The sequence below is a fragment of the Streptomyces sp. NPDC003248 genome (assembly GCF_055563235.1).
In genome coordinates this window covers 15,867-39,034 of sequence record NZ_JBVHDT010000017.1, presented here as the reverse complement: position 1 = coordinate 39,034, position 23,168 = coordinate 15,867, and the positions used below count along the sequence as shown (strand labels likewise).

Genomic DNA, 23,168 nt, shown 5'->3' with positions numbered 1-23,168 from the left:
GCACAGCCCGCACCGCCCGCTCGGAGCACGCCGCCCGCTCAGAGCGCCCCGCCCGCTCAGACCGCCCCGCCCGCTCAGAGCGCGCCGAGCCCCCGGCGGACGGCTTCCAGGTCGGCGTCCGACGCCAGCCCTGCGTGATAGAGCCGGAGCTCCGTGGCGCCCAGTTCCCGCGCGCGGGCCGCGTCCGCCGCGAGGGTGCCGGGGCTGCCGCCCATGCCGGCGACGACGGTGAGGTTGGCGGCGATCACGGCGCCCGCGCGGTTCTGCTCGGCGAAGGGCGCGAGCAGGCCGGGGCCGCCCGCGCAGGGCACGACCACGCCGTCCGCGACGGACAGGATGTGCGCCGGGTCGACGCCCGCGTTGGCGCCGACGTGGTAGGCCACGGGGTCGGCGTGCAGGAGGACCTGGAAGCCCTCCGGGGCCGCCGTACGGACGGCGGCGACCGCGGCCTCCTGGAGGGTGCGGGCGGTGTCGTCGCGCCACGCGCGCGTGGCGGCGGCCGTCCCCTCCCCGAGGAGCTTCTCGACGCCCGCCCACCCTCCCCCGGGCTCGGCCTCGCCCGAGGGGGCGCCGTCGGGCGCCCCCCGCCACAGCGGCTCCAGCGCGGCCCGTACGGCCGCCGCCAGTTCGTCCGCGTCCAGGCCCCGCGCGCCGTAGCCCTCCCGGCAGGCCGGGCAGAAGCAGAGCGCCATCAGGTAGTGCCCGGCGTCCCCGAGTCCGACCCCGCCGGTCTTGTCGTGGGCGTGCAGGTGCTGGAAGCCGTACCAGCCGAGGGACTCCAGCTCGGTTCCGGCCGCGCCGGGCCGTACCGCGGCCTCGGCGGCCAGGTCGACGAGGTACGCGCGCGTGGCGGGCTGCGCGATGCAGGGGGCCCACGGGTAGCGGTCGCCGTAGGCGTTGACGACCGAGGTGTCCGGATGCTCGGCGCCCAGGCGGGAGTTGTGCGCGAGGACGACCCAGCTGTGCACCTCCAGACCGGCGCGCGCGAGGGCGTCGGCGGCCTCCCCGTAGGCGTCGCCGGGGGCCCAGTCGCCGGCCGGGTACGGGCGCAGCGCGCGGCCGGTCCAGCGGCCGGGGTCGCCGGGGTACAGCACGGCCGCGTGCTCGGCGGTGACGACGCGGTGGCGGGGGTGGCGGGGGGTGAGGGCGCGGGTGGAGTGGTAGGCGGCGGCGAGCGTCACCTGGTCCACGCCGAGCGCGGCGATGCGGTCCGGTGCCGCCGGGTCCCCGTTGACGTCCCAGGGGTAGACGAATGTCGACGCCTTCACTCAGTCCTCCGTCGTGTCCCGCGCCAGCAGCGCGTATCCGCGCTCGATCAGCTGAGCGAGCTGCTTGAGATGATCCTCGCCCGGCTCGTGCAGCGGGGGGCGTACTTCGCCGACGTCGAGGCCGCGCAGCCGTACGCCGGCCTTGACGAGGGAGACGGCGTAGCCGCGGCCGCGGGCGCGCAGTTCGACGAACGGCCGGTAGAAGCCGTCCAGCAGGCGGTGCGCGGTGGCCCGGTCGCCGGTGGTGAGCGCCCGGTGGAAGGCGAGGGCGATCTCGGGGGCGAAGCAGAAGACGGCGGACGAGTAGAGGGTGACGCCGATGGCGTCGTAGGCGAGCTGGGTCTGTTCGGCGGTCGGCAGCCCGTTGAAGTAGAGGAAGTCGCCGGGGACCTCGGTGCGGACGGCGCTGACGATGCGCTGCATGAGGTCCAGGTCGCCGAGCCCGTCCTTCAGCCCGACGACGCCCTCGGTGCGGGCCAGTCCGACGACGGTCTCCGGGGTGAAGACCGCGTTGTCCCGCTGGTAGACGATCACCGGCAGGGGGGTGGCGGCCGCGATCTCCCGGTAGTGGCGCAGCAGTCCCTCCTGGCCGGCGACGACGAGGTAGGGCGGCATCGCGAGCAGCCCGTCGGCGCCGGCGTCGTGCGCGAGCCGCGCGTACCGCACCGCGAGGGCGGTCCCGTAGCCGGCGCCCGCGACGACCGGCACCCGGCCGCCGGTCTCCGCCACGGCCGCCCGCACGCACCGCTCGAACTCCTCCGGCGAGAGGGCGTGGAACTCCCCCGTGCCGCAGCACGCGAAGACGGCCGCCGCACCGGCCTCCACGCCGGCGCGGACGTGCGCCCGGTAGGTGTCGAGGTCGACGGAGCCGTCGGGACCGAAGGCGGTGACGGGGAAGAACAGCGGTCCGCTGGGGACGCGCAGGCGTGCGGCGAGCGGGGCTGGCGTCACGGGTTCTCCCTAGGACGACGCGTGCATTCTTATGACTGGTGTCCACATTTCTGAACACGGCCACCCTAAGGAGCCGTTTCCGGCCCGGTCAAGCGCACGGACGGCAGGTGAGGGGTGAAGTACGCGCTTTCGCACCCCACTTGACGGAGCGCGCGCGAGATCCTTAGCGTGTCCATGAATGTGAATCAGGTCCACGCATACGGCCGCCGGGTCGCTCGTCCGCCGCCCCGCCGATCCAAGGAGACCCGAGGATGCCCGCTCCGCGCACCGTCCTGCTCACCGGCGCCGCAGGCGGCCTCGGCACCCTGATGCGGGGCCTGCTGCCCGACTACGGCTACGAGCTGCGCCTGCTCGACCTGCGCCCCGTCGAGGGCGAACCGGACGCCGTCGTCGCCGACCTCGCCGACAAGGACGCCGTACGGGAGGCCGTACGGGGCGTCGACGCGATCATGCACCTCGCGGGCATCTCCCTGGAAGCCCCCTTCGAGAAGATCCTCAAGGCGAACATCGAGGGGACGTACAACGTCTACGAGGCCGCCCGCGAGGAGGGCGTCGGCCGGATCGTCTTCGCCTCCTCCAACCACGCGGTCGGCTTCACCCCCCGCCCGCGGGGCGACGACCCGCTGATCCCCATCGGCACCCCGCGCCGCCCGGACACCTTCTACGGCCTGTCCAAGTCCTTCGGCGAGGACCTCGCCCAGTTCTACTGGGACAAGCACGGCCTGGAGACCGTGTCGGTGCGCATCGGCTCCTGCTTCCCCGAGCCGACCAGCGTGCGCATGCTGTCGGTGTGGATGAGCCCCGCCGACGGCGCCCGCCTGTTCCACGCGGCGCTCACCGCCGAGAACGTCGGCCACACCGTCGTCCACGGCTCGTCCGCCAACACCCGCCTGTGGTGGGACCTCACCAGCGCGCGGGCCCTCGGCTACGAGCCGCGGGACGACTCCGAGCCCTACGCCGAGAAGCTCATCGCCGAGCAGGGCGAACTGGACCCGGACAACGTCGCGCACGCCTACCTGGGCGGACACTTCGTCAACGACCCGCCGATCTGGCCGTACTGACACCACGGGAACAACGCCGGCACGCCAACTGAACGGCGCCGGCACGGCACCGGCACGGCGGAAAACCATCGTTCGCGGGAGCGGGCGGGCACCGAACGGGCCCGCCCGCCGCCGCGTTCGGGCATCCGCGCCGCCCGGTCCCACGCCCCGCGCCGCGGCCGCGCAGGTCCGCGGCGGGCACGGCCCCCGCGGAACGGGCACGAACGGGCGGCATCGGGCCCGGAACAGACCTGGTCAGTGCCGCGACCCCGCTGTACAACTTCCCCCATGGGCCGCACCGGGCCCGAACGGGCAGGGGAGAGCGAGGTGCGGGGATGACCGCGAGGACGGCGGAGGAGCGCCAGCGGGAGATCGTACGGGTCGCGCGCGCCACCGGATCGGTCGACGTCACCGCGCTCGCCGCCCGGCTGGGCGTGGCCAAGGAGACCGTACGGCGGGATCTGCGCGCCCTGGAGGACCACGGTCTGGTGCGCCGCACGCACGGCGGCGCCTACCCCGTGGAGAGCGCCGGTTTCGAGACGACCCTCGCCTTCCGCGCCACCAGCCACGTGCCCGAGAAGCGCCGGATCGCCGCCGCCGCGGCGGGGCTCCTCGGGGACGCCGAGACGGTCTTCGTCGACGAGGGCTTCACCCCGCAGCTCATCGCCGAGGCGCTGCCCCGGGACCGGCCGCTCACCGTGGTCACCGCGTCCCTGCCGGTCGCCGGAGCCCTCGCCGAGGCCGGCACCGTCTCCGTCCTGCTGCTCGGCGGCCGGGTCCGGGCCGGCACCCTGGCGACCGTCGACCACTGGACGACGAAGATGCTGGCCGGCTTCGTCATCGACCTCGCGTACATCGGCGCCAACGGCATCACCCGCGACCACGGGCTGACCACGCCCGACCCGGCCGTCGGCGAGGTCAAGGCACAGGCCGTGCGGGCGGCGCGCCGCACGGTGTTCGCGGGCGTGCACACCAAGTTCGGCGCGGTCGGCTTCTGCCGGTTCGCCGAGGTCGGCACCTTGGAGGCGATCGTGACGAGCACCCTGCTGCCGGCCTCGGAGGCCCACCGCTACTCGCTGCTGGGGCCCCAGGTCATCAGGGTCTGAGGAACCCGCCCGCCAGCCCCCCCCCGACCGTCAGCCCCCGACCGCCGGCCCCACCCCGTCCGTCCCGGGCATCCCTCTCCCCGGCCGCACCCCATATCTCCCGTTTCATCACCCCACGTCCCCTACCAGATGGAGCGATCCATGCGAACCCAGAGCCGACGACGGCCACCGCGAGCCCCGCTCGCCCTGGCCGTCGCAGGGACGCTGCTCGCCCCGCTGCTCTCCGGCTGCTGGGCCGGTGCGGGCGGAGCCGGATCGGGCGGCGACTCGATCAACGTCCTGATGGTCAACAACCCCCAGATGACGGAGCTCCAGAAACTCACCGCCGACCACTTCACCCGGCAGACCGGCATCAAGGTCAACTTCACGGTGCTGCCCGAGAACGACGTCCGCGACAAGATCAGCCAGGACTTCGCCAACCAGGCGGGCCAGTACGACGTGGCCACCCTCTCCAACTACGAGATCCCCATCTACGCCCGCAACGGCTGGCTGCACGAGATGGACTCCTACGCCGGCGAGGACCCGGACTACGACGAGCAGGACGTCCTCGAACCGATGCGCGAGTCCCTCACCGGCGACGACGGCAAGCTCTACGGCCAGCCCTTCTACGGCGAGTCGTCCTTCCTGATGTACCGCAAGGACGTGTTCGCCGAGCAGGGGCTGACCATGCCCGCCCACCCCACCTGGACCCAGGTCGCCGACCTCGCGGCGAAGGTGGACGGCGCCGAACCCGGTATGAAGGGCATCTGCCTGCGCGGCCTGCCCGGCTGGGGCGAGGTCATGGCCCCGCTCACGACCGTGGTGAACACCTTCGGCGGCACCTGGTTCGACAAGGACTGGAAGGCCCGGCTGGACTCCCCCGAGTTCGAGGAGGCGACGGAGTTCTACGTCGGCCTCGTCCGCGAGCACGGCGAGTCCGGCGCCGCCCAGTCCGGCTTCGCCGAGTGCCTGAACAACATGACCCAGGGCAAGGTCGCCATGTGGTACGACGCCACCTCCGCCGCCGGCTCCCTGGAAGCGGCCAAGTCTCCGGTCAAGGACAAGGTGGGCTACGTGCCCGCCCCCGTGGAGAAGACCGACTCCTCCGGCTGGCTCTACACCTGGGCCTGGGGCATCCAGAAGGCCTCCCGCAACACCGACAAGGCCTGGCAGTTCGTCTCCTGGGCGTCGAGCAAGGAGTACGAGGAACTCGTCGGCGAGGAGATCGGCTGGGCGAACGTCCCGGCGGGCAAACGGGCGTCGACGTACGAGAACGCCGCCTACGCCGCGGAGGCCGCCGCCTTCCAGGAGATGACCAGGGCGGCCATCGAGGCGGCCCGGCCGAACGACCCCGGCGTCCAGCCGCGGCCCGCGCCGGGCATCCAGTTCGTCGGCATCCCCGAGTTCACCGACCTCGGCACCAAGGTCTCCCAGGAGATCAGCGCGGCCATCGCCGGACGCCAGTCCGTCGCGTCGGCCCTGAAGAAGTCCCAGCAGCTCGCCGAGCGGATCTCCGAGGAGTACGAGGGACGATGACCGCCACCACGACGGCCCCCGCGGCCACCACCGCGCCGCCCGCCGCACGGCAGCCCTCCGCCCGGCTGCGCGCCTGGGCCACCCGCGCCCCCCTGCTGCCCGCCCTGATCTTCATGATCGCCGTGACCCAGCTGCCGTTCGTGGCCACGCTGGTGATCTCCTTCTTCGACTGGAACGCCCTCTACCCCGACGCCCGCCGCTTCACCGGCCTCGACAACTACCGGCAGGTCCTCACCGACGCCGACCTGCGCCACTCGGTGTGGACGACGCTGCTCCTCACGGTGGCGGTGGTGCTGGCCAGTCTCGTCCTCGGCCTGCTCCTCGCCCTCCTGCTGGACCGCAGGTTCCGGGGCAGGGGCGTGGTCCGCACCCTGCTGATCGCCCCGTTCCTCGTGGTCCCGGTGGCGGCGGCCCTGCTCTGGAAGCACGTGCTGTACAACCCCGAGTACGGCCTGCTCAACGGCCTGCTCCACTACGTCGGCGGCCCGCAGCCCGACTGGATCTCCTCGACCCCGCTGCTCGCGGTGGAGGCCTCGCTGGTGTGGCAGTGGACGCCGTTCATGATGCTCATCCTGCTGGCCGGCCTCCAGAGCCGGGACCAGCAGCAGATCGAGGCCGCCCGGGTGGACGGCGCGAGCGACTGGCAGGTCTTCCGCCACCTGACGCTCCCGCACCTGCGCCGCTACCTGGAACTCGGCGCCCTCCTCGGCTCGATCTACATCGTCCAGAACTTCGACGCCGTCTTCACCCTCACCTCCGGCGGCCTGGGCACGGCGAACCTGCCCTACACCGTCTACCAGAGCTTCTACCAGGCCCACGAGAACGGCCTCGCCTCCGCCGCGGGCGTCCTGGTCGTCATCGGCTCGATCGTCATCGCGACCTTCGCCCTGCGGGTCGTCTCGTCCCTGTTCCGCGAGGAGGGGTCCCGCCCATGAGCGCAACCACCGCACGCGTCCGCCGCAAGGGCGCCGGCCTGGGCCTGGTCGCCTGGCTGGCGGGGATCGTGTTCTTCCTGCCCATCGCGTGGATGGCGCTGACGTCCCTGCACTCGGAGACGGACGCGGCGACCAACCCGCCCTCCTTCGCCGCGGCGCTGACACTGGACGGCTACCGCGAGTTCTTCGGCGCGGGCGGCGGGGCGAGCCCCTGGCCGGCGCTGATCAACTCGACGGTGGCGTCGGTCGCCTCGACGCTGCTGGTCCTGCTGCTGGCGCTGCCCGCCGCGTACGCGCTGTCGATCCGCCGGGTGCGCAAGTGGACGGACGTGCTGTTCTTCTTCCTGTCGACGAAGATGCTGCCGGCCGTCGCGGGCCTGCTGCCGGTCTACCTGTTCGCGAAGAACGCGGGCCTGCTCGACAACATCTGGCTGCTGGTCGTCCTCTACACCTCCATGAACCTGCCGATCGCGGTGTGGATGATGCAGTCCTTCCTCGCCGAGGTCCCGGTGGCGGTCATCGAGGCGGCCCGGGTGGACGGCGCGCGCCTGCCGACCGTCCTCGCGCGCGTGGTCGCCCCGATCGCCCTGCCGGGCATCGCCGCGACAGCCCTGATCTGCTTCATCTTCAGCTGGAACGAGCTGCTGTTCGCCCGGGTGCTGACCGGCGTGGTCGCCGGGACCGCCCCCGTCTTCCTGACCGGTTTCATCACCAGCCAGGGCCTGTTCCTGGCCAAGGTGTGCGCCGCGTCGCTCGTCGTCTCCCTGCCGGTGCTCGCCGCGGGGTTCGCCGCCCAGGACAAGCTGGTCCAGGGCCTGTCGTTGGGAGCCGTGAAATGAAGGCCGCCGTCATCGAGTCCGTGGGCCGGGCCGTCGTCGCCGAGGTGCCCGACCCGACGCCCGGGCCGCGCGAGGTCGTCGTCGAGGTCGCCGCCTGCGGCCTGTGCGGCACGGACCTGCACATCCTCCAGGGCGAGTTCGCGCCGAAGCTGCCGATCGTGCCGGGGCACGAGTTCGCCGGCGCGGTCGTCGGGGTCGGCACCCAGGTCACGGAGGTGTCGGTGGGCGACCGCGTCGCCGTGGACCCGTCGCTGTACTGCCACGAGTGCCGCTACTGCCGCACCGGCCACAACAACCTCTGCGAGCGGTGGGCGGCGATCGGCGTGACGACGGCCGGGGGCGCCGCCCAGTACGCGGTGGCCCCGGTGGCGAACTGCGTGAAACTGCCGGAGCACGTGCGCACCCAGGACGCGGCCCTGGTGGAGCCGCTGTCGTGCGCGGTACGCGGCTACGACGTCCTGCGCTCGCGCCTCGGCGCCCACGTCCTGATCTACGGCTCCGGGACGATGGGCCTGATGATGCTGGAGCTCGCCAAGCGGACCGGCGCGGCGAGCGTCGACGTGGTGGACGTGAACCCGGCGCGGCTGGAGACGGCGCGCCGGCTGGGCGTGTCGGGGTCGGCGGCGGACGCGGACGAGCTGGAGCGGCCGCAGGGCTGGGACGTGGTGGTCGACGCGACGGGCAACGCGGCGGCGATCCAGGACGGCCTGGGCAGGGTGGCCAAGGCGGGGACGTTCCTCCAGTTCGGGGTGGCGGACTACGCGACGCGCGTCACCATCGACCCGTACCGCATCTACAACCAGGAGATCACCATCACCGGCTCGATGGCCGTCCTGCACAGCTTCGAACGCGCGGCGGAGCTCTTCGCGGGCGGCGTGCTGGACCCGGACGTCTTCATCAGCGACCGTCTGCCGCTGGAGCGCTACCCGGCGGCGCTGGAGCAGTTCGCGGCGGGGGTGGGGCGCAAGATCGTCGTGGTGCCGTGAGGAACCCGGCCGGGGCTGCGGACCGCGCGGCCCCGGCCCGGCCCGCCGAACGGGGAGAGCCCGGTCCCGCCGAACGGGCAGAGCGCAGTCCCGCCGAACGGGCAGAGCGCGGTCCCGCCGAACGGGCAGAGCGCGGTCCCGCCGAACGGGGAAAGTAAGGGAACGGCAAAACGGCCTCGCTCGTTCATCCGGCATGACAGCTATGACCCCCGGCTCGAACATCCCGCTCCCCGCCGTCCGTGTGACGGTGGACGTCGCGGCCCCCGTGCGGCTCGACGTTTCGGGCCTGCTGCTCACCGCCGACGGCAAGGTGCGCTCCGACGACGACTTCATCTTCTACAACCAGCCGAGCGGGCCGGGCGTGGCGTACCGCTCGGGCGGCGGCGCCGCCCCCGACGCGATCACCGTCGACACCTCCGCCCTCCCCCCGGGCATCGAGAAGATCGTCGTCACCGCGAGCCCGGACGCCGCGGGCCAGACCTTCCAGGGCATCGAACCGACGGCCACGATCCGCAACGCGGACGACAACGGCGTCCTGGCCACGTTCACGCCCCCGCGGCTCGGCACCGAGACGGCGCTGGTCGTCGTGGAGATCTACCGGCGCAACGGCGCCTGGAAGGCCCGCGCGGTCGGCCAGGGCTACGCCGACGGCCTGGCCGGCATCGCCACCGACTTCGGCGTCACGGTGGAGGAACCCGCCCCGGCTCCGGTCCCGCCGGCCGCCCCGCCCCTGCCCGCCGCACCGCCGCCGGCGCCCGCGGCGTCCGCCCCGGCCGCACCGCCCGCGCCGCCCGCTCCCCCGGCCCCGCCCGCCCCCGGCGCCGGGAAGATCAACCTCGACAAGGGCCGCGTCAGCCTCCAGAAGAACCAGACGGTCTCCCTCGTGAAGGGCGGCCGCCCGCTGCTCGCCCAGGTCAGGATGGGCCTCGGCTGGGAGCCCGCCTTCCGCGGCCGGGACATCGACCTGGACGCCTCGGTCATCGCCTACGGCCCCCAGCGCAACCACATCGACAGCTGCTACTTCGGCAAGCTGACCATCGTCAACGGCGCGATCAAGCACTCCGGTGACAACCTCACCGGCGAGGGCGGCGGCGACGACGAGGTGATCACCGTCGACCTCGGCCGTCTCCCGCAGGAGGTCACGGGCCTGGTCTTCACCGTCAACTCGTTCACCGGCCAGAAGTTCACCGAGGTCGCCAAGGCCTACTGCCGCCTCGTGGACGCCACCACCGATGAGGAACTCGTCCGCTTCGACCTCACCGGCGCCGAGCCGCAGACGGGCGTGATGATGGCGAAGCTGATCCGCCAGTTCTCCGGCGAGTGGGAGATGACGGCCCTGGGCGAGTTCGTGAAGGCCCGGACGGTCCGCAACATGGTGAAGCCGGCCGCCCAGGCCCTCTGACACGGCGGTGACGACGGGCGGTGGGCGCCCTGGACGACAGGGTCCAGGCGGCGCCCACCGCCCGGAGCACGGTCAGCCGCGCTTCTGCCGCTTCCACGGCCCCGTGATCGCCAGCATGATGCCGGGCTCCTGGATGTTGGCGTACAGGGTCCGGCCGTCGGGCGAGAAGGTCACGCCGGTGAACTCGCTGTACTCCGGCTCGTCCTCGGTGCCGATGTTCAGCTCGTTGCGGGCGATGGGGTAGGTGCGGCCGCTGTCGGTGGCGCCGAAGAGGTGCTGGACGCCCTCGCCGTCCTCGGCGATGACGAGGCCGCCGTAGGGGGAGACGGTGATGTTGTCGGGGCCGTCGAAGGCGCCGTCGGCCGACGGGTCGGGGTTGACGCCGAGGAGCACCTTCAGGGTGAGGGTGCGGCGCCGGGGGTCGTAGAACCAGACCTGGCCGTCATGCGGGGTGCCGGGGCTCTCCGAGCGGGCGTAGGAGGAGACGACGTAGGCGCCGCCGTCGGCCCACCACATGCCCTCCAGCTTGCGGGCGCGGGTGATCTCCCCGTCGGCGAACTGCTTGCGCACGGCGACGGTCGTGGCGTCGCGGTCGGGGACGTCGACCCAGTCGACGCCGTACACCGTGCCGATCCTGGTGGCCCGGGACAGGTCGTCGACGAACGTGCCGCCGGAGTCGAAGCACCGGGGGGCCTGGAGGACGCCGGCGTCGTCGGCGAGGGTGCGGAACCTGCCGCGGCCGTGCTCGAAGCCCTGCGGCGGGGTCCAGCGGAAGAGCAGGCCGTTGGGGCCGGAGGCGTCCTCGGTGAGATAGGCGTGGCCGCGCTTGGGGTCGATGACGACCGCCTCGTGGTCGTAGCGGCCGAAGAACTTCAGCGGCTTGGGGTCCTGGTTGGCGCGGCGGTCGCGCGGGTCGACCTCGAAGACGTAGCCGTGGTCCTTGGTCATGCCGTTGGTGCCGGCCCGGTCGGAGTTCTCCTCGCAGGTCAGCCAGGTGCCCCAGGAGGTGCGGCCGCCCGCGCAGTTGGTGGAGGTGCCGGCGATGCCGACCCACTCGGCGACCTGTCCGTCGGGGCGCACCTCGACGACCGTGCAGCCGCCGGCCGCAGCCGGGTCGTAGACCAGGCCCTCGGTGAGCGGCACGGGGTGGGCCCAGCCGGCACGCGGGCCCTTCAGCTCGTGGTTGTTGACGAGGAGGGTGGTGCCGCGCGGGCCGTCGAAGGTGGCCGTCCCGTCGTGGTTGGAGGGCGTGAACTCGCCCGACTCCAGCCTGGTCCTCCCGCTGTGGGTGAGGACGCGGTAGGTGAAGCCGGCGGGCAGCGCGAGGATGCCGTCCGGGTCGGGCAGCAGCGGCCCGTAGCCGACCCCGCCGTGCCCGGCCGCCGACGCCCCCTCCGCGCTGTCCGTGTCCGTCGACGCGAGCGCGTTGGGCGCGCTGGCCAGGGCCCCGACGCTGCCCGCCAGCGCGACCCCCGCACCGGTGGCCGCTGATGTCCTGGCGAAGTCCCTGCGAGTGAGCGACATGGTGTCTCCTGAGACGGTGGGAGTGCCGTGGAGGCCGGCGGTCCTCGGGTCGGCGACACCGTCCCGCCCAGGCCTGAACGGGAGTTGAACGGCGGACGGCCGTCGCGGGCCCGCTCGCGTGAACCCGCGCCACCACCGGCTCCCTCACCGGCTCCCCACCGGCTCCTCACCGGGAGGGGTCGCTCATCCGCCCTGCTGCGACCGCGCCTTGAACGCGGCCTTGCGCGCCTCCTTGGCGATCCGCTTGTCCGGGTGCAGCCGGCCCATCGCCTCCAGGACGTCGGCGGTGGCCGGGTGGTCCACCCGCCAGGCCGCCGCGAAGAAGCCGCCGTGCTGCTGGGCGAGCCCCTCGACGAGGCCCTGGAGTTCCTCCGAGTTGCCCTCGGCGGCCAGTTGGGCGGCCACGGTGTCGATGGTGAGCCAGAAGACCATCGCCTCGGACGGGGCCGGTACGTCGCCGGCGCCCAGCTCGCTCAGCCAGACCCGGGCGAGGCCGCCCAGTTCGGGGTCGTCGAGCACCTCGCGCACCGCGGGTTCGGCCTGGCCTCCGACGAGGGAGAGGGCCTGCTGGCAGCGCAGCCGGCGCAGCGGCGCGCCCTCGTCCGAGCCGCGGGCGGCGGCCAGCAGCTCCCGCGCGGCGTCGACGGGTTCCCGCAGGTGCAGCCACTGCTCGGTCTCGGCGCGCGCGGCGCGCGGCCCGTAGCCGGCGCTGCCGTCGAGCAGGACGTCGGCCCCCTTGTCGGCGAGGTCGCCGACGGCGGGCGCCTGGAAGCCGGCCTCCTGGAGCCGGGCCCGCAGGCCGTAGAGGCCGAGCGGGGTGAGGCGGACCATGCCGTAGCGGGAGACGTCGGTCTCGTCGACCGGGGTGGCGGGCTCCTCGTCGGGGTCGCCCATCAGGGCCTCGTCGACCGGCTGGTAGGCGACCAGGCCGATCGGCTCCAGCAGCCGGAACTGGTCGTCGAGGCGCATCATCGCGTCGGAGACCTGTTCCAGCACGTCGTTGGTGGGTTCGGCCATGTCGCCGGGGACGAGCACGGAGGCGGCGAGCGCGGGCAGCGGCACGGGGCCGTCGCCGGGACCGTCCTCCCCCACCGTGAGCAGGTAGAGGTTGCCGAGGACACCGTCGAGGAAGGCGGCCTCGGCCTCGGGGTCCCAGTCGAGCCGGGAGAAGTCGACCTCACCGCCCTCGTCCATGACCTCCATCAGCTCGTCGAGGTCGGGCACGGTCGCGTCGGCGAGCACCGTCTCCAGGGCGCCGAGCCAGACGGCGAGCACGTCGTGCGGGGAACCGCCGGTCAGCAGGGCCAGGTCCGCGCCGGCGGTGACGGTGCCGGCCTCCTCGTCGGTGACCTCCACGAGCCCGGCGTCCACGGCGATCCGCCAGGCCTCGCTCGCGTACGCGGCGGCCTCGTCGCCGGTCAGCCCGAGCACCTCGGCGGCGGCCGGCAACTGCTCGTCGACGAGTCCGCCCCCGGCGTCGACGCGGGTGTCGGGGCCGGCCCAGCGGGCGAGACGGGCGGCCCGGGAGAGCAACGGGGTCGACAGCGCGTCGCGCGCCAGCTCCGCTTCGGGGTGCAGCCGCACGGGCGGCAGGGGGGAGCTGTCTGACATCGGCTGGGTTCTCCTCGGACGGGTGGTACCACTCGACCGCTCAGCCTAGACGGATATGAACCCATGCCGCCCGGTTCATCTCCCGGTCAGCCCCCGTACATGGCCGAAACCTTGACAACCGGCGTTGCCAGGCGCGAGATTGACGCGCGTAGAAGTTGGGGCGACAGGTGTTCACCGTCTGTGTCCGCGCGTCGCCGCGCCCCATGCAGCACCCTCGTCCCGGCGCTCTCGTACGTCCCCGGAGGGAACCCGTTGCCCAGCAGGTCTTCCGCGCGGCTCGCCGCGCTCACCGTCGCCGCCGTGTGCTCCGCGGCGTCCACCGTCGTCGTCGCCGCGCCCGCGCAGGCCGACTCCGTGCGCATCCACGACATCCAGGGCACCACACGCGTCTCGCCGTACGCCGGCCAACAGGTCACGGACGTGACCGGAATCGTCACCGGCGTGCGCACCTACGGCTCCTCCAGAGGCTTCTGGATCCAGGACCCGGACCCGGACGCCGACCCGGCCACCAGTGAGGGCGTCTTCGTCTTCACCAGCTCCACCCCGAAGGTCGCCGTCGGTGACGCGGTCACCGTCACCGGCACGGTCTCGGAGTACGTGCCGGGCGGCACCTCGTCCGGCAACCAGGCGCTGACGGAGATCGTCCGCCCGACCGTGACCGTCGTCTCCAGCGGCAACACGGTCCCCGCCGCGACCGTCGTGAGCGCGCGGTCGGTCCCGGCGGCGTACGCCCCGGCGGGCGACCCGGCCGCGAACAACTCCGTCAACGGCCTCACCCTGCGGCCCGACACGTACGCCCTGGACTACTACGAGTCCCTGGAGGGCATGAACGTCCAGGTGGCCGACGTCCGCGTGGTCGGCGCCACCGACCCGTACACCGAGCTGTGGGTCACGGTGAAGCCGGGCGAGAACCGCACCCGCCGCGGCGGCACGCTCTACGGCTCCTACGACTCCCAGAACACCGGCCGGCTCCAGATCCAGTCGCTCGGCGCGGTCGCCGACTTCCCGGTGGCGAACGTCGGCGACACCCTCACCGGCACCACCGCCGGCCCGCTGGACTACAACCAGTACGGCGGTTACACCCTCGTCGCCAACGGGATCGGCACGCTGGTCAGCGCCGGCCTGGAGCGCGAGACGACGGCCAAGCAGAAGAGCGGCGAGCTCGCGGTCGCGACGTACAACGTCGAGAACCTCGACCCGTCCGACGCCACGTTCGAGGAGCACGCCTCCGCGATCGTGAACAACCTGCGGTCGCCCGACATCGTGTCCCTGGAGGAGATCCAGGACAACAACGGCGCCACGGACGACGGCACGGTCGCCGCCGACCTGACGGTGGGCAAGCTGATCGACGCGATCGTCGCCGCGGGCGGCCCGCGGTACGACTGGCGCTCGGTCGACCCGACGGACGGCACCGACGGCGGCGAGCCCGGCGGCAACATCCGCCAGGTGTTCCTGTTCGACCCGGAGCGGGTGTCCTTCACCGACCGCGCGGGCGGGGACGCCACGACCGCCGTCGGCGTCACGGAGGAGCGGGGCAAGGCCGCGCTGACGGTCTCCCCCGGCCGCATCGCCCCGGCGGACACCGCCTGGGACTCCAGCCGCAAGCCGCTGGTCGGCGAGTTCGTCTTCCGCGGCCGGACGGTCTTCGTGATCGCCAACCACTTCAACTCCAAGGGCGGCGACCAGGGTCTGACCGCGCAGTACCAGCCGGTGGTGCGCAGCTCCGAGACCCAGCGCCAGCAGCAGGCGGCGCTCGTCAACTCCTTCGTCAAGGACGTCCTCGCCGTCCAGAAGAACGCGGACGTCGTCGCCCTCGGCGACATCAACGACTTCGAGTTCTCCGGCACGGCCCGGATCCTTGAGGACGACGGCGCGCTGTGGTCGGCCGTCAAGTCCCTGCCGAAGAGCGAGCGGTACTCGTACGTCTACCAGGGCAACAGCCAGGTCCTCGACCAGATCCTGGTCAGCCCGTCGATCCGGCGCGGCTCCTTCGAGTACGACAGCGTGCACCTCAACGCCGAGTTCAACGACCAGATCAGCGACCACGACCCGCAGGTGCTGCGCTTCAGGCCGTGACCGGGGAACGGTGAACGCGCGGGGCCGGACCGGACCGGCGTCCGGCCCGGCCCCGCCGCGGACGGGGGCCCGGCATCCGCCCCACGGATGCCGGGCCCGCCCGTCGCCCCTCCGGCGCCCGACGGCGTCCGGGAGCGGGCCGGTGACGGTCCGTCAGTGACGGGCGCCGCGCCACGCCAGCACGCCCGCCGCGACGAGCGTCGCGCCCGCCGCCACGAGCACGACCGACCCCGGGTGCCGCGCCACGAACCGCACCGGCGGGCGCAGCCGCTCGGGGACGCGCTGTTCCACGGTCTGCCCGGCGTGCACGCTCCGGTCCTGGAGCGCGTGACCGGTTTCCTTCGCCCGGTCCTGGAGGGCATGTCCGGTCTCCCGCGCCCGGTCCTGGAGCGCGTGACCGGACTCCCGCGCCCGGTCCTGGACGGTGTGCCCCGCGCCCTTCGCCCGGTCCTGGAGCACGTGACCGGTTTCCTTCGCCCGGTCCTGGAGCGCGTGGCCGGTCCCCTTCGCCTTCCCCTGGAGGGCGTGGCCGGTTCCCTTCGCCCTGTCCTGGACGGCGTGGCCCGCCTGGGCCGCCGTGCTGCGGAGCTGGACCGTCATGGCGCCGGCGCGGTCGCGCAGATCGGCCGCCCGGGCCCGGGCCCGGCCGCGGATGTCCGTCTTCGCCGCCAGTTCCTCCACGGTGTGCCCCAGCTGGCTCCTGGTCTGCGCTATCTGCCGGCGCAGCTCCGCGGCGCCGTCCGCGCCGGCCGCCGTGCCGTCCGCCCCTGTCCTGTCCGTCATCGGTGCGCCCTTTCCCTGATCTCCTCGACATCGGCCCTGACGCTGCCGAGAGCCTCCTCGGGGGTGGGGGGCGTCGCCCGGCGCAGCTGGCCGCGGCCGGTCGCGGCCAGGACGGCGGCGATCACGAACAGCACCGCCGTGACGATGAGCGCCGCGGCCCACACGGGCAGCGCCAGCGAGAGGGCGGCGACGCCCGTGCCGGCGAGGGCGAGCAGGCCGGCGTAGGCGAACGCGCCCGCCGCCCCCAGCAGGCCCCCGCCGCGGCCGGCGCGACGGCCCTTCTCGGTCAGTTCCTCCTTGGCGAGGGCGATCTCCTGCCGTACGAGCCGGGAGAGCTGCTCGCTGGCCTGGCCGACGAGTTCGCCGACCGTGCGGTGCCCGTCGTGGACGGGCCGGGTGTCCATGGTCCCGGTCACGGTGTTCCGCCTCCTCTCGGTTCGGAGACACCCGGGTACCCCGACAGCCCGCCACTACCCCTGCGGCGCCCCGCCGCACCGCGCCCTCGCCCTCGCCCTCGCCCGCCATCACGCCGAAGCGCCGGCCGGCCCGGTCCGGGCCCCCTCGCGCGAGGCGGTCCCGGAGGCGCTCGGCACCCTGCGGGAGGCCTGCGAACGGTTCACGACCGAGTCCATGCCGTAAGTCCGGGCGCGGCTGCGCCGTCCGGCCTACGGTGGCCTCATGCGCCGGCCGTTGCTCTACCTCGACGTCGACGGACCGCTCAACCCGTACGCGGCCCAGCCGGAGCGCCGGCCGCAGGGCTACACGACGATCAGGGCCACCGTGCGGCCCGGCCGCCCCCTGCGGGTATGGCTCCACCCCGGGCACGGGGCCGCCCTGCTGGCGCTGCCCTACGAGCTGTGCTGGGCGACCACGTGGATGGGCGAGGCCAACCGCTGGATCGCCCCGGTCGTCGGCCTGCCCGAGCTGCCGTACATCGACTTCGGGCGCGGGCTGTTCGCCGAGCGGCCCGACGGGGTGCACTGGAAGACGGAGGCGCTCGTCGCCCACGCCGCGGGGCGCCCCTTCGCCTGGGTGGACGACGAGCAGTCGGCCGCCGACGCGGCGTACGTCGCACGCCACCACCCCGCACCGGCCCTGCTGCACCACGTGGATCCCCGGGTCGGGCTGCGCGCGGAGGACTTCGAGGCGCTGGGCCGGTTCGCCGCGGGCCTGGCCGCGCCCTGACCTCACGACGAAGCGCCCTCCCGGCGGGCGGGAGGGCGCTTCGGGCGGGCGGGTCAGGTCAGTTGTGGCTGTGCAGGACCTCGTTCAGTCCGCCCCACACCGCGTTGTTCGGGCGGGCCTCGACCGTGCCGGTGACCGAGTTGCGGCGGAAGAGGATGTTTGAGGCGCCGGAGAGCTCGCGGGCCTTGACGATCTCGCCGTCGGGCATCGTCACCCGGGTGCCCGCGGTGACGTACAGGCCGGCCTCGACCACGCACTCGTCGCCGAGGGCGATGCCGACGCCCGCCTCGGCGCCGACCAGGCAGCGCTCGCCGATGGTGATCCGGACGTTGCCGCCGCCCGACAGGGTGCCCATGGTGGACGCGCCGCCGCCGATGTCCGAGCCGTCGCCGACCACGACACCGGCGGAGATACGGCCCTCCACCATCGACGTGCCGAGGGTGCCGGCGTTGAAGTTGACGAAGCCCTCGTGCATGACGGTCGTGCCCGCGGCGAGGTGCGCGCCGAGGCGGACCCGGTCGGCGTCGGCGATGCGGACGCCCTTGGGCGCCACGTAGTCCGTCATGCGCGGGAACTTGTCGACCGACGTCACCTGGAGGTGCAGGCCCTCGGCGCGCGCGTTCAGGCGGACCTTCTCGAGGTCCTCGACCGCGACCGGGCCGAGGGAGGTCCAGGCGACGTTGGCGAGCAGGCCGAAGATGCCGTCCAGGCTCTGGCCGTGCGGCTCGACCAGGCGGTGGGAGAGCAGGTGCAGACGCAGGTAGGTGTCGTGCGTGTCGATCGGCTTGTCGTCGAGCGAGGCGATGACCGTGCGGACCGCGACCACCTCGACGCCCCGGCGGGCGTCCGGGCCGATCGCCTTGGCGGCGCCCTCACCGAGCAGCTCCACGGCCTTCTCGGCGGACAGGCGCTCGGTGCCGGACGGGCCGGGCTCGGTGACGAGCTCGGGCGCGGGGAACCAGGTGTCGAGAACCGTGCCGTCGGCGGCGATGGTGGCGAGGCCGGCGGCCGCGGCGCCGGTGGTGCGAGGAGCAGTCGTGTCGGTCATGAGGGCAACCTAACCGGCGGGAGGCCGTGGAGGCCAACCAGCCGGGCGGCGTCTCAGGTGGCGGGCGGGGGGGCCGGCGGCCCGCGGCCTCAGTGGGCGCCGCCGACGTTCAGCACCACCACTCCCGCGACGATCAGCAGGATCCCGGCGGCCTTGGTGAGGGTGAGGGCCTCGCCGAAGAGCAGCAGCCCGAGGACGGCCATCGCCGCGGTGCCGACGCCGGACCATATGGCGTACGCCGTGCCGATGCCGACGCTCTTCAGGGTCTGGGAGAGCAGGGAGAAGGAGACGACGTACCCGAGGGCCGTCACCAGGGAGGGCCACAGGCGGGTGAAACCGTGGCTGTACTTCATGGCGGTCGTCGCGGCCACCTCGGCGGCGATGGCTCCGGCGAGCGTCACGTATCCCATGCGCGGGAGCGTACTCAACGCGCCGCGCGCCCCGGACAGCCGGGAGCGGCGGCACCCGGGCCGGGTGCCGCCGCTCCCGCGCGGCCGGTCGGGCGGCCTCAGACGTTGAAGCCGAGCGCCCGGAGCTGCTCGCGCCCGTCGTCCGTGATCTTGTCGGGGCCCCACGGCGGCATCCAGACCCAGTTGATCCGCAGTTCGCTGACCAGACCGTCCGTGGCGGACTTGGCCTGGTCCTCGATGACGTCCGTCAGCGGGCACGCCGCGGAGGTCAGGGTCATGTCGACGGTCGCCACATTGGAGTCGTCGACGTGGATGCCGTAGATCAGGCCGAGGTTGACGACGTCGATGCCCAGTTCGGGGTCGACGACGTCCATCAGGGCCTCGCGGAGTTCCTCCTCCGAGGCCGGCTTCATCTCCACGGTCTCGCTCATGCCGTCTTCCTTTCGGCGTCGGCGCCCAGCGCCTGGGCCGTCGCGTCCTTCCACGCCATCCAGCTCAGGAGGGCGCACTTGACCCGGGCGGGGTACTTGGAGACACCGGCGAACGCGACGGCGTCCTCCAGCACCTCCTCCATCGCGTCGTCCGGCTCGATCCTGCCCTTGGACTGCATCAGCTCCAGGAACGTCTCCTGGATGCGCTGCGCCTCGGACAGGTCCTTGCCGACGAGCAGGTCGTTCAGTACGGAGGCCGAGGCCTGGCTGATGGAACAGCCCTGGCCCTCGTACGAGACGTCCTCGACCGTGGTCCCGTCGTACTTGACACGGAGGGTGATCTCGTCGCCGCACGTCGGGTTGACGTGGTGCACCTCGGCGTCGCCATCCCGCAAGCCCCGCCCGTGCGGGTGCTTGTAGTGGTCCAGGATGACTTCCTGGTACATGGAGTCCAGCTTCATGCGATCGCTCGTCCCGTCAGCCGAAGAAGTTCCGTACGTGCTCCAGCCCCTCGACCAGCGCGTCGATCTCGGCGGGCGTGGAGTACAGATAGAACGACGCTCGCGTGGTCGCCGGAATTCCGTAGCGCAGGCACACGGGGCGGGCGCAGTGGTGGCCCACCCGGACCGCGATGCCCTGCTCGTCCAGCACCTGGCCCACGTCGTGCGGGTGGATGTCACCCAGCGTGAAGGAGATCGCGGCGCCGCGGTCCTCGGCCGTGGTGGGGCCGATGATGCGCAGGTCCGGGACCTCCGCCAGCCGCCGCACCGCGTACTCGGTGATCGCGTGCTCGTGCGCGAGGATCTTGTCCATGCCGATGGAGGACAGGTAGTCGATCGCCGCGCCCAGGCCGACCGCCTGCGCGATCGGCGGCGTGCCCGCCTCGAACTTGTGCGGCGCGGGGGCGTAGGTCGAGGAGTGCATCGACACCGTCTCGATCATCTCGCCGCCGCCGAGGAACGGGGGCAGGTCCTCCAGGAGTTCCTGGCGGCCCCAGAGGACGCCGATGCCCGTCGGGCCGCACATCTTGTGACCGGTGAAGGCCACGAAGTCGGCCTGGAGGGCCTGCACGTCGAGGGGCATGTGCGGCGCCGCCTGCGACGCGTCGATCAGGACCAGGGCCCCGACCTCCTGCGCGCGGCGGACTATCGCCTCGACCGGGTTGACGGTGCCGAGGATGTTCGACACCAGCACGAAGGAGACGATCTTCGTCTTCTCGGTGATGACCTCGTCGATGTTCGACAGGTCGAGCCGGCCGTCGTCGGTCAGGCCGAACCACTTCAGCTTCGCGCCCGTGCGCTGCGACAGCAGCTGCCACGGCACGATGTTGGAGTGGTGCTCCATCTCCGTGATGACGATCTCGGTCTCGGAGTCCACGCGGTAGGGCTCGTCGGCCCAGCCCAGCATGTTCGCCACGAGGTTCAGCGACTCCGAGGCGTTCTTGGTGAAGATCACCTCGTCGCGGCTGGGCGCGTTGACGAACGCGGCGACCTTGTCGCGCGCGCCCTCGTACAGCGCCGTGGCCTCCTCGGCGAGCACATGCACACCGCGGTGGACGTTGGCGTTGTACCGCTCGTAGTACTCGCTCAGGGCGTCCAGCACCTGGCGCGGCTTCTGCGAGGTCGCCGCGTTGTCCAGGTACACGAGCTTCCGGTCGCCGTGGACCAGACGGTCCAGGATCGGGAAGTCCTTGCGGATCGCCTCGGTGTCGAGGAGGCCCGGCAACTGTGTCACGCGGATGCGCCACCCTTCGAGTAGGCCTCGTAGCCCTCGTTCTCCAGCTTGTCGGCGAGCTCGGCACCGCCGGACTCGACGATCCGGCCGCCGGAGAAGACGTGCACGTGGTCGGGCTTGATGTAGCGCAGGATGCGCGTGTAGTGCGTGATCAGCAGGGTGCCGACCTCGCCGGTCTCGCGGACGCGGTTGACGCCCTCGGAGACGATGCGCAGGGCGTCGACGTCGAGACCGGAGTCGGTCTCGTCGAGGATCGCGACCTTCGGCTTGAGCAGCTCCAGCTGGAGGATCTCGTGGCGCTTCTTCTCACCGCCGGAGAAGCCCTCGTTGACGTTGCGCTCGGCGAAGGAGGGGTCCATGTTGAGGCGCTCCATGGCCTCCTTGACCTCCTTGACCCAGGTGCGCAGCTTGGGGGCCTCGCCGCGGATGGCGGTGGCGGAGGTGCGCAGGAAGTTGGAGACCGAGACGCCGGGGACCTCGACGGGGTACTGCATCGCCAGGAACAGGCCGGCGCGGGCGCGCTCGTCGACGGACATCTCCAGGACGTCCTCGCCGTCGAGGGTGACGGTGCCGCCGGTGATCGTGTACTTCGGGTGACCCGCGAGCGAGTAGGCGAGGGTCGACTTGCCGGAGCCGTTGGGGCCCATGATGGCGTGCGTCTCGCCCTGCTTCACGGTGAGGTCGACGCCCTTGAGGATCTCCTTCGTGGCGTTGTCTGCCTCGACGGTGACGTGCAGGTCTCGGATTTCAAGCGTTGCCATGGGTGCCTCAGGACTCCTGGGTGAGGGAGACGAGCACGTCGTCCCCTTCGATCTTTACGGGGTATACGGGGACGGGGCGCGTCGCGGGGAGGCCGGACGGCTTGCCGGTGCGGAGGTCGAACGCGGAGCCGTGCAGCCAGCACTCGATCTGGCAGTCCTCCACCTCGCCCTCGGAGAGCGAGACGTTCGCGTGGGAGCAGATGTCGTGGATGGCGAACACCTCCCCCTCGGTACGGACGACCGAGACCGGCGTGCCGTCGAGTTCCACCCGTTTGGGGGTGTCCTCCTCCAGCTCGCTCAGCCCACAGGCGCGTACGAACGACGTCATGCGACCGACGCCTCCAGCTCCTCTTCGATCTTGGCGATGAGGCGCTCCTCGATGTCCTGGACACCGATCTGCTGGACCAGCTCGGCGAAGAAGCCGCGGACCACGAGGCGGCGGGCGTCGTGCTCCGGGATGCCGCGGGCCATCAGGTAGAAGAGCTGCTCGTCGTCGAAGCGGCCGGTGGCGGAGGCGTGGCCCGCGCCGACGATCTCGCCCGTCTCGATCTCCAGGTTGGGGACCGAGTCGACGCGCGCGCCGTCCGTGAGGACCAGGTTGCGGTTCATCTCGTACGTGTCGGTGCCCTCGGCCTTGGCCTCGATCAGCACGTCGCCGATCCACACCGCGTGCGCGTCCTCGCCCTGGAGCGCGCCCTTGTAGACGACGTTCGAGGTGCAGTGCGGGGTGTTGTGGGTGACCAGGAGGCGGTGCTCCTGGTGCTGGCCGGCGTCGGTGAAGTACAGGCCGAAGAGCTCGGCCGAGCCGCCGGTGCCGGCGTACTCGACGCGCGGGTGCAGGCGGACGACGTCGCCGCCGAAGGTGACGACGACGGACTTGAAGGAGGCGTCGCGGCCGATGAGGGCGTTGTGCTGGGCGACGTGGACGGCCTTGTCGTCCCAGTCCTGGACCGAGACGACGGTCAGCTTGGCGCCGTCGCCCAGGATGTAGTCGACGTTGGCGGCGAGCACGGCGTCACCGGTGTGGTCGATGACGACGACGGCCTCGGCGAAGGCGCCCAGCTCGATGATCTGGTGGCCGAAGGCGGTGCCGCCCTCGCCGTGCACGGCGATGCGGACCGGCTCGGTGAGCACCGTCTCCTTGGGGACGGTGACCACGCCGGCCTGCTCGAAGGCGGAGTAGGCCTGCGCCGCGATCCGGTCGACGGGCGTGCCGGCCCGGCCGAGGCGGGCGTCGTCGCGGCCGACGGTCTCGACGGTGACGCCCTCGGGGGCCTCGACCGTGACCTTCACGCCTTCGCCGGAGGCGACGGCGGTGCCGTCGTGCAGACCGCGCAGGCGCTCCAGCGGGGTGAACCGCCACTCCTCCTCACGGCCGTGCGGGACGGGGAAGTCCGCCACGTCGAAGGACGGGGGGGCGCTCATGCGCGAGACGACGGTCGACTCCGCGGCGACCGCGATCGCGCCGGCGGTGGTGGACCCCACGGGTGGGGTTCCCCCCGCCGGAGCGGAGCCGGAGGTGGGGGAGTTCTGGGCCTCAGCCATGGCTGTCGTTGTGCTCTC

At 72.6% G+C, this 23,168-nt stretch carries 23 protein-coding genes; 9 read left to right on the top strand and 14 right to left on the bottom strand.

The features are described 5' to 3' along the window. Nucleotides 1-74 precede the first annotated feature (74 nt). Together ACZ3KJ_RS30025 and ACZ3KJ_RS30020 are read right to left on the bottom strand one after the other, a co-directional pair. The gene (locus ACZ3KJ_RS30025; protein WP_467531559.1) at nucleotides 75-1,268 is read right to left on the bottom strand and encodes a hypothetical protein; all 1,194 of its coding nucleotides are present in this window, start codon (nucleotides 1,266-1,268) and stop codon (nucleotides 75-77) included. Then, nucleotides 1,269-2,219, bottom strand: coding sequence for a 5-dehydro-4-deoxyglucarate dehydratase (locus ACZ3KJ_RS30020; protein ID WP_467531558.1), 951 nt, complete (start codon nucleotides 2,217-2,219; stop codon nucleotides 1,269-1,271). A 251-nt stretch (nucleotides 2,220-2,470) separates the two neighbouring features. Between ACZ3KJ_RS30020 and ACZ3KJ_RS30015 the strand changes: the two genes are divergently transcribed. The 7 genes from ACZ3KJ_RS30015 (at nucleotide 2,471) to ACZ3KJ_RS29985 (ending at nucleotide 10,042) form a co-directional block, all read left to right on the top strand. Continuing rightward, complete coding sequence (locus tag ACZ3KJ_RS30015) at nucleotides 2,471-3,280, top strand: NAD-dependent epimerase/dehydratase family protein (protein WP_467531556.1); 810 nt, start codon at nucleotides 2,471-2,473, stop codon at nucleotides 3,278-3,280. Between the two features lie 314 nt (nucleotides 3,281-3,594). Then, entirely contained in the window at nucleotides 3,595-4,365 is a 771-nt protein-coding gene (locus ACZ3KJ_RS30010) for a DeoR/GlpR family DNA-binding transcription regulator (RefSeq protein ID WP_467531554.1), read from the top strand. A gap of 141 nt (nucleotides 4,366-4,506) precedes the next feature. Next, nucleotides 4,507-5,880 carry an ABC transporter substrate-binding protein gene (locus tag ACZ3KJ_RS30005; RefSeq protein ID WP_467531553.1) on the top strand — a complete coding sequence of 458 codons (1,374 nt, stop codon included), beginning with the start codon at nucleotides 4,507-4,509 and terminating at the stop codon, nucleotides 5,878-5,880. Beyond that, nucleotides 5,877-6,815 (top strand): carbohydrate ABC transporter permease, encoded by a 939-nt coding sequence (locus tag ACZ3KJ_RS30000; RefSeq protein WP_467531552.1) that lies wholly within the window; start codon nucleotides 5,877-5,879, stop codon nucleotides 6,813-6,815. Before ACZ3KJ_RS30005 ends, ACZ3KJ_RS30000 begins: the two co-directional genes overlap by 4 nt. Then, nucleotides 6,812-7,654 (top strand): carbohydrate ABC transporter permease, encoded by an 843-nt coding sequence (locus ACZ3KJ_RS29995; protein WP_389524483.1) that lies wholly within the window; start codon nucleotides 6,812-6,814, stop codon nucleotides 7,652-7,654. Before ACZ3KJ_RS30000 ends, ACZ3KJ_RS29995 begins: the two co-directional genes overlap by 4 nt. Beyond that, on the top strand, nucleotides 7,651-8,640 hold the full coding sequence (locus tag ACZ3KJ_RS29990) for a zinc-dependent alcohol dehydrogenase family protein (RefSeq protein WP_467531550.1): 990 nt from the start codon (nucleotides 7,651-7,653) through the stop codon (nucleotides 8,638-8,640). The genes ACZ3KJ_RS29995 and ACZ3KJ_RS29990 overlap by 4 nt, the downstream gene beginning before the upstream one ends. Nucleotides 8,641-8,842: 202 nt before the next feature. Further along, entirely contained in the window at nucleotides 8,843-10,042 is a 1,200-nt protein-coding gene (locus tag ACZ3KJ_RS29985) for a TerD family protein (RefSeq protein ID WP_467531715.1), read from the top strand. A gap of 72 nt (nucleotides 10,043-10,114) precedes the next feature. Here ACZ3KJ_RS29985 and ACZ3KJ_RS29980 read toward each other — a convergent pair whose 3' ends face one another. Both ACZ3KJ_RS29980 and ACZ3KJ_RS29975 read right to left on the bottom strand, forming a co-directional pair. Further along, a complete protein-coding gene (locus ACZ3KJ_RS29980; protein ID WP_467531549.1) occupies nucleotides 10,115-11,566 on the bottom strand; it encodes an alkaline phosphatase PhoX in 1,452 nt (483 codons plus the stop codon). Between the two features lie 183 nt (nucleotides 11,567-11,749). Beyond that, on the bottom strand, nucleotides 11,750-13,177 hold the full coding sequence (locus tag ACZ3KJ_RS29975; RefSeq protein WP_467531547.1) for a hypothetical protein: 1,428 nt from the start codon (nucleotides 13,175-13,177) through the stop codon (nucleotides 11,750-11,752). Between the two features lie 252 nt (nucleotides 13,178-13,429). Between ACZ3KJ_RS29975 and ACZ3KJ_RS29970 the strand changes: the two genes are divergently transcribed. Beyond that, nucleotides 13,430-15,253 carry an endonuclease/exonuclease/phosphatase family protein gene (locus ACZ3KJ_RS29970; protein ID WP_467531545.1) on the top strand — a complete coding sequence of 608 codons (1,824 nt, stop codon included), beginning with the start codon at nucleotides 13,430-13,432 and terminating at the stop codon, nucleotides 15,251-15,253. Nucleotides 15,254-15,406: 153 nt separating this feature from the next. Here ACZ3KJ_RS29970 and ACZ3KJ_RS29965 read toward each other — a convergent pair whose 3' ends face one another. Together ACZ3KJ_RS29965 and ACZ3KJ_RS29960 are read right to left on the bottom strand one after the other, a co-directional pair. Beyond that, entirely contained in the window at nucleotides 15,407-16,036 is a 630-nt protein-coding gene (locus ACZ3KJ_RS29965; RefSeq protein WP_467531543.1) for a DUF3618 domain-containing protein, read from the bottom strand. Continuing rightward, a complete protein-coding gene (locus ACZ3KJ_RS29960; protein WP_389524467.1) occupies nucleotides 16,033-16,452 on the bottom strand; it encodes a phage holin family protein in 420 nt (139 codons plus the stop codon). The genes ACZ3KJ_RS29965 and ACZ3KJ_RS29960 overlap by 4 nt, the downstream gene beginning before the upstream one ends. Nucleotides 16,453-16,714: 262 nt before the next feature. On the opposite strand from ACZ3KJ_RS29960, the gene ACZ3KJ_RS29955 reads away from it, so the two are divergent. Beyond that, a complete protein-coding gene (locus tag ACZ3KJ_RS29955; RefSeq protein ID WP_467531541.1) occupies nucleotides 16,715-17,221 on the top strand; it encodes an HAD domain-containing protein in 507 nt (168 codons plus the stop codon). Between the two features lie 58 nt (nucleotides 17,222-17,279). On the opposite strand, the gene dapD is transcribed toward ACZ3KJ_RS29955, so the two are convergent. The 8 genes from dapD to sufD form a co-directional block, all read right to left on the bottom strand. Continuing rightward, nucleotides 17,280-18,269, bottom strand: coding sequence for a 2,3,4,5-tetrahydropyridine-2,6-dicarboxylate N-succinyltransferase (gene dapD / locus ACZ3KJ_RS29950; protein ID WP_467531540.1), 990 nt, complete (start codon nucleotides 18,267-18,269; stop codon nucleotides 17,280-17,282). An 89-nt stretch (nucleotides 18,270-18,358) separates the two neighbouring features. Continuing rightward, nucleotides 18,359-18,679, bottom strand: a complete 321-nt coding sequence (locus ACZ3KJ_RS29945; RefSeq protein WP_467531539.1) for a DMT family transporter — start codon at nucleotides 18,677-18,679, stop codon at nucleotides 18,359-18,361. Between the two features lie 98 nt (nucleotides 18,680-18,777). Continuing rightward, entirely contained in the window at nucleotides 18,778-19,110 is a 333-nt protein-coding gene (locus tag ACZ3KJ_RS29940) for a metal-sulfur cluster assembly factor (RefSeq protein ID WP_004989638.1), read from the bottom strand. Beyond that, on the bottom strand, nucleotides 19,107-19,571 hold the full coding sequence (gene sufU, locus ACZ3KJ_RS29935) for a Fe-S cluster assembly sulfur transfer protein SufU (protein ID WP_389524451.1): 465 nt from the start codon (nucleotides 19,569-19,571) through the stop codon (nucleotides 19,107-19,109). The genes ACZ3KJ_RS29940 and sufU overlap by 4 nt, the downstream gene beginning before the upstream one ends. 16 nt (nucleotides 19,572-19,587) lie before the next feature. Next, complete coding sequence (locus ACZ3KJ_RS29930) at nucleotides 19,588-20,844, bottom strand: cysteine desulfurase (protein ID WP_389524448.1); 1,257 nt, start codon at nucleotides 20,842-20,844, stop codon at nucleotides 19,588-19,590. Continuing rightward, nucleotides 20,841-21,605 carry a Fe-S cluster assembly ATPase SufC gene (gene sufC, locus ACZ3KJ_RS29925; protein ID WP_467531537.1) on the bottom strand — a complete coding sequence of 255 codons (765 nt, stop codon included), beginning with the start codon at nucleotides 21,603-21,605 and terminating at the stop codon, nucleotides 20,841-20,843. Before sufC ends, ACZ3KJ_RS29930 begins: the two co-directional genes overlap by 4 nt. Before the next feature lie 7 nt (nucleotides 21,606-21,612). Beyond that, nucleotides 21,613-21,933 carry a non-heme iron oxygenase ferredoxin subunit gene (locus ACZ3KJ_RS29920; RefSeq protein ID WP_250403840.1) on the bottom strand — a complete coding sequence of 107 codons (321 nt, stop codon included), beginning with the start codon at nucleotides 21,931-21,933 and terminating at the stop codon, nucleotides 21,613-21,615. After that, nucleotides 21,930-23,150, bottom strand: coding sequence for a Fe-S cluster assembly protein SufD (gene sufD, locus ACZ3KJ_RS29915; protein WP_467531535.1), 1,221 nt, complete (start codon nucleotides 23,148-23,150; stop codon nucleotides 21,930-21,932). Before sufD ends, ACZ3KJ_RS29920 begins: the two co-directional genes overlap by 4 nt. Nucleotides 23,151-23,168: the final 18 nt, after the last annotated feature.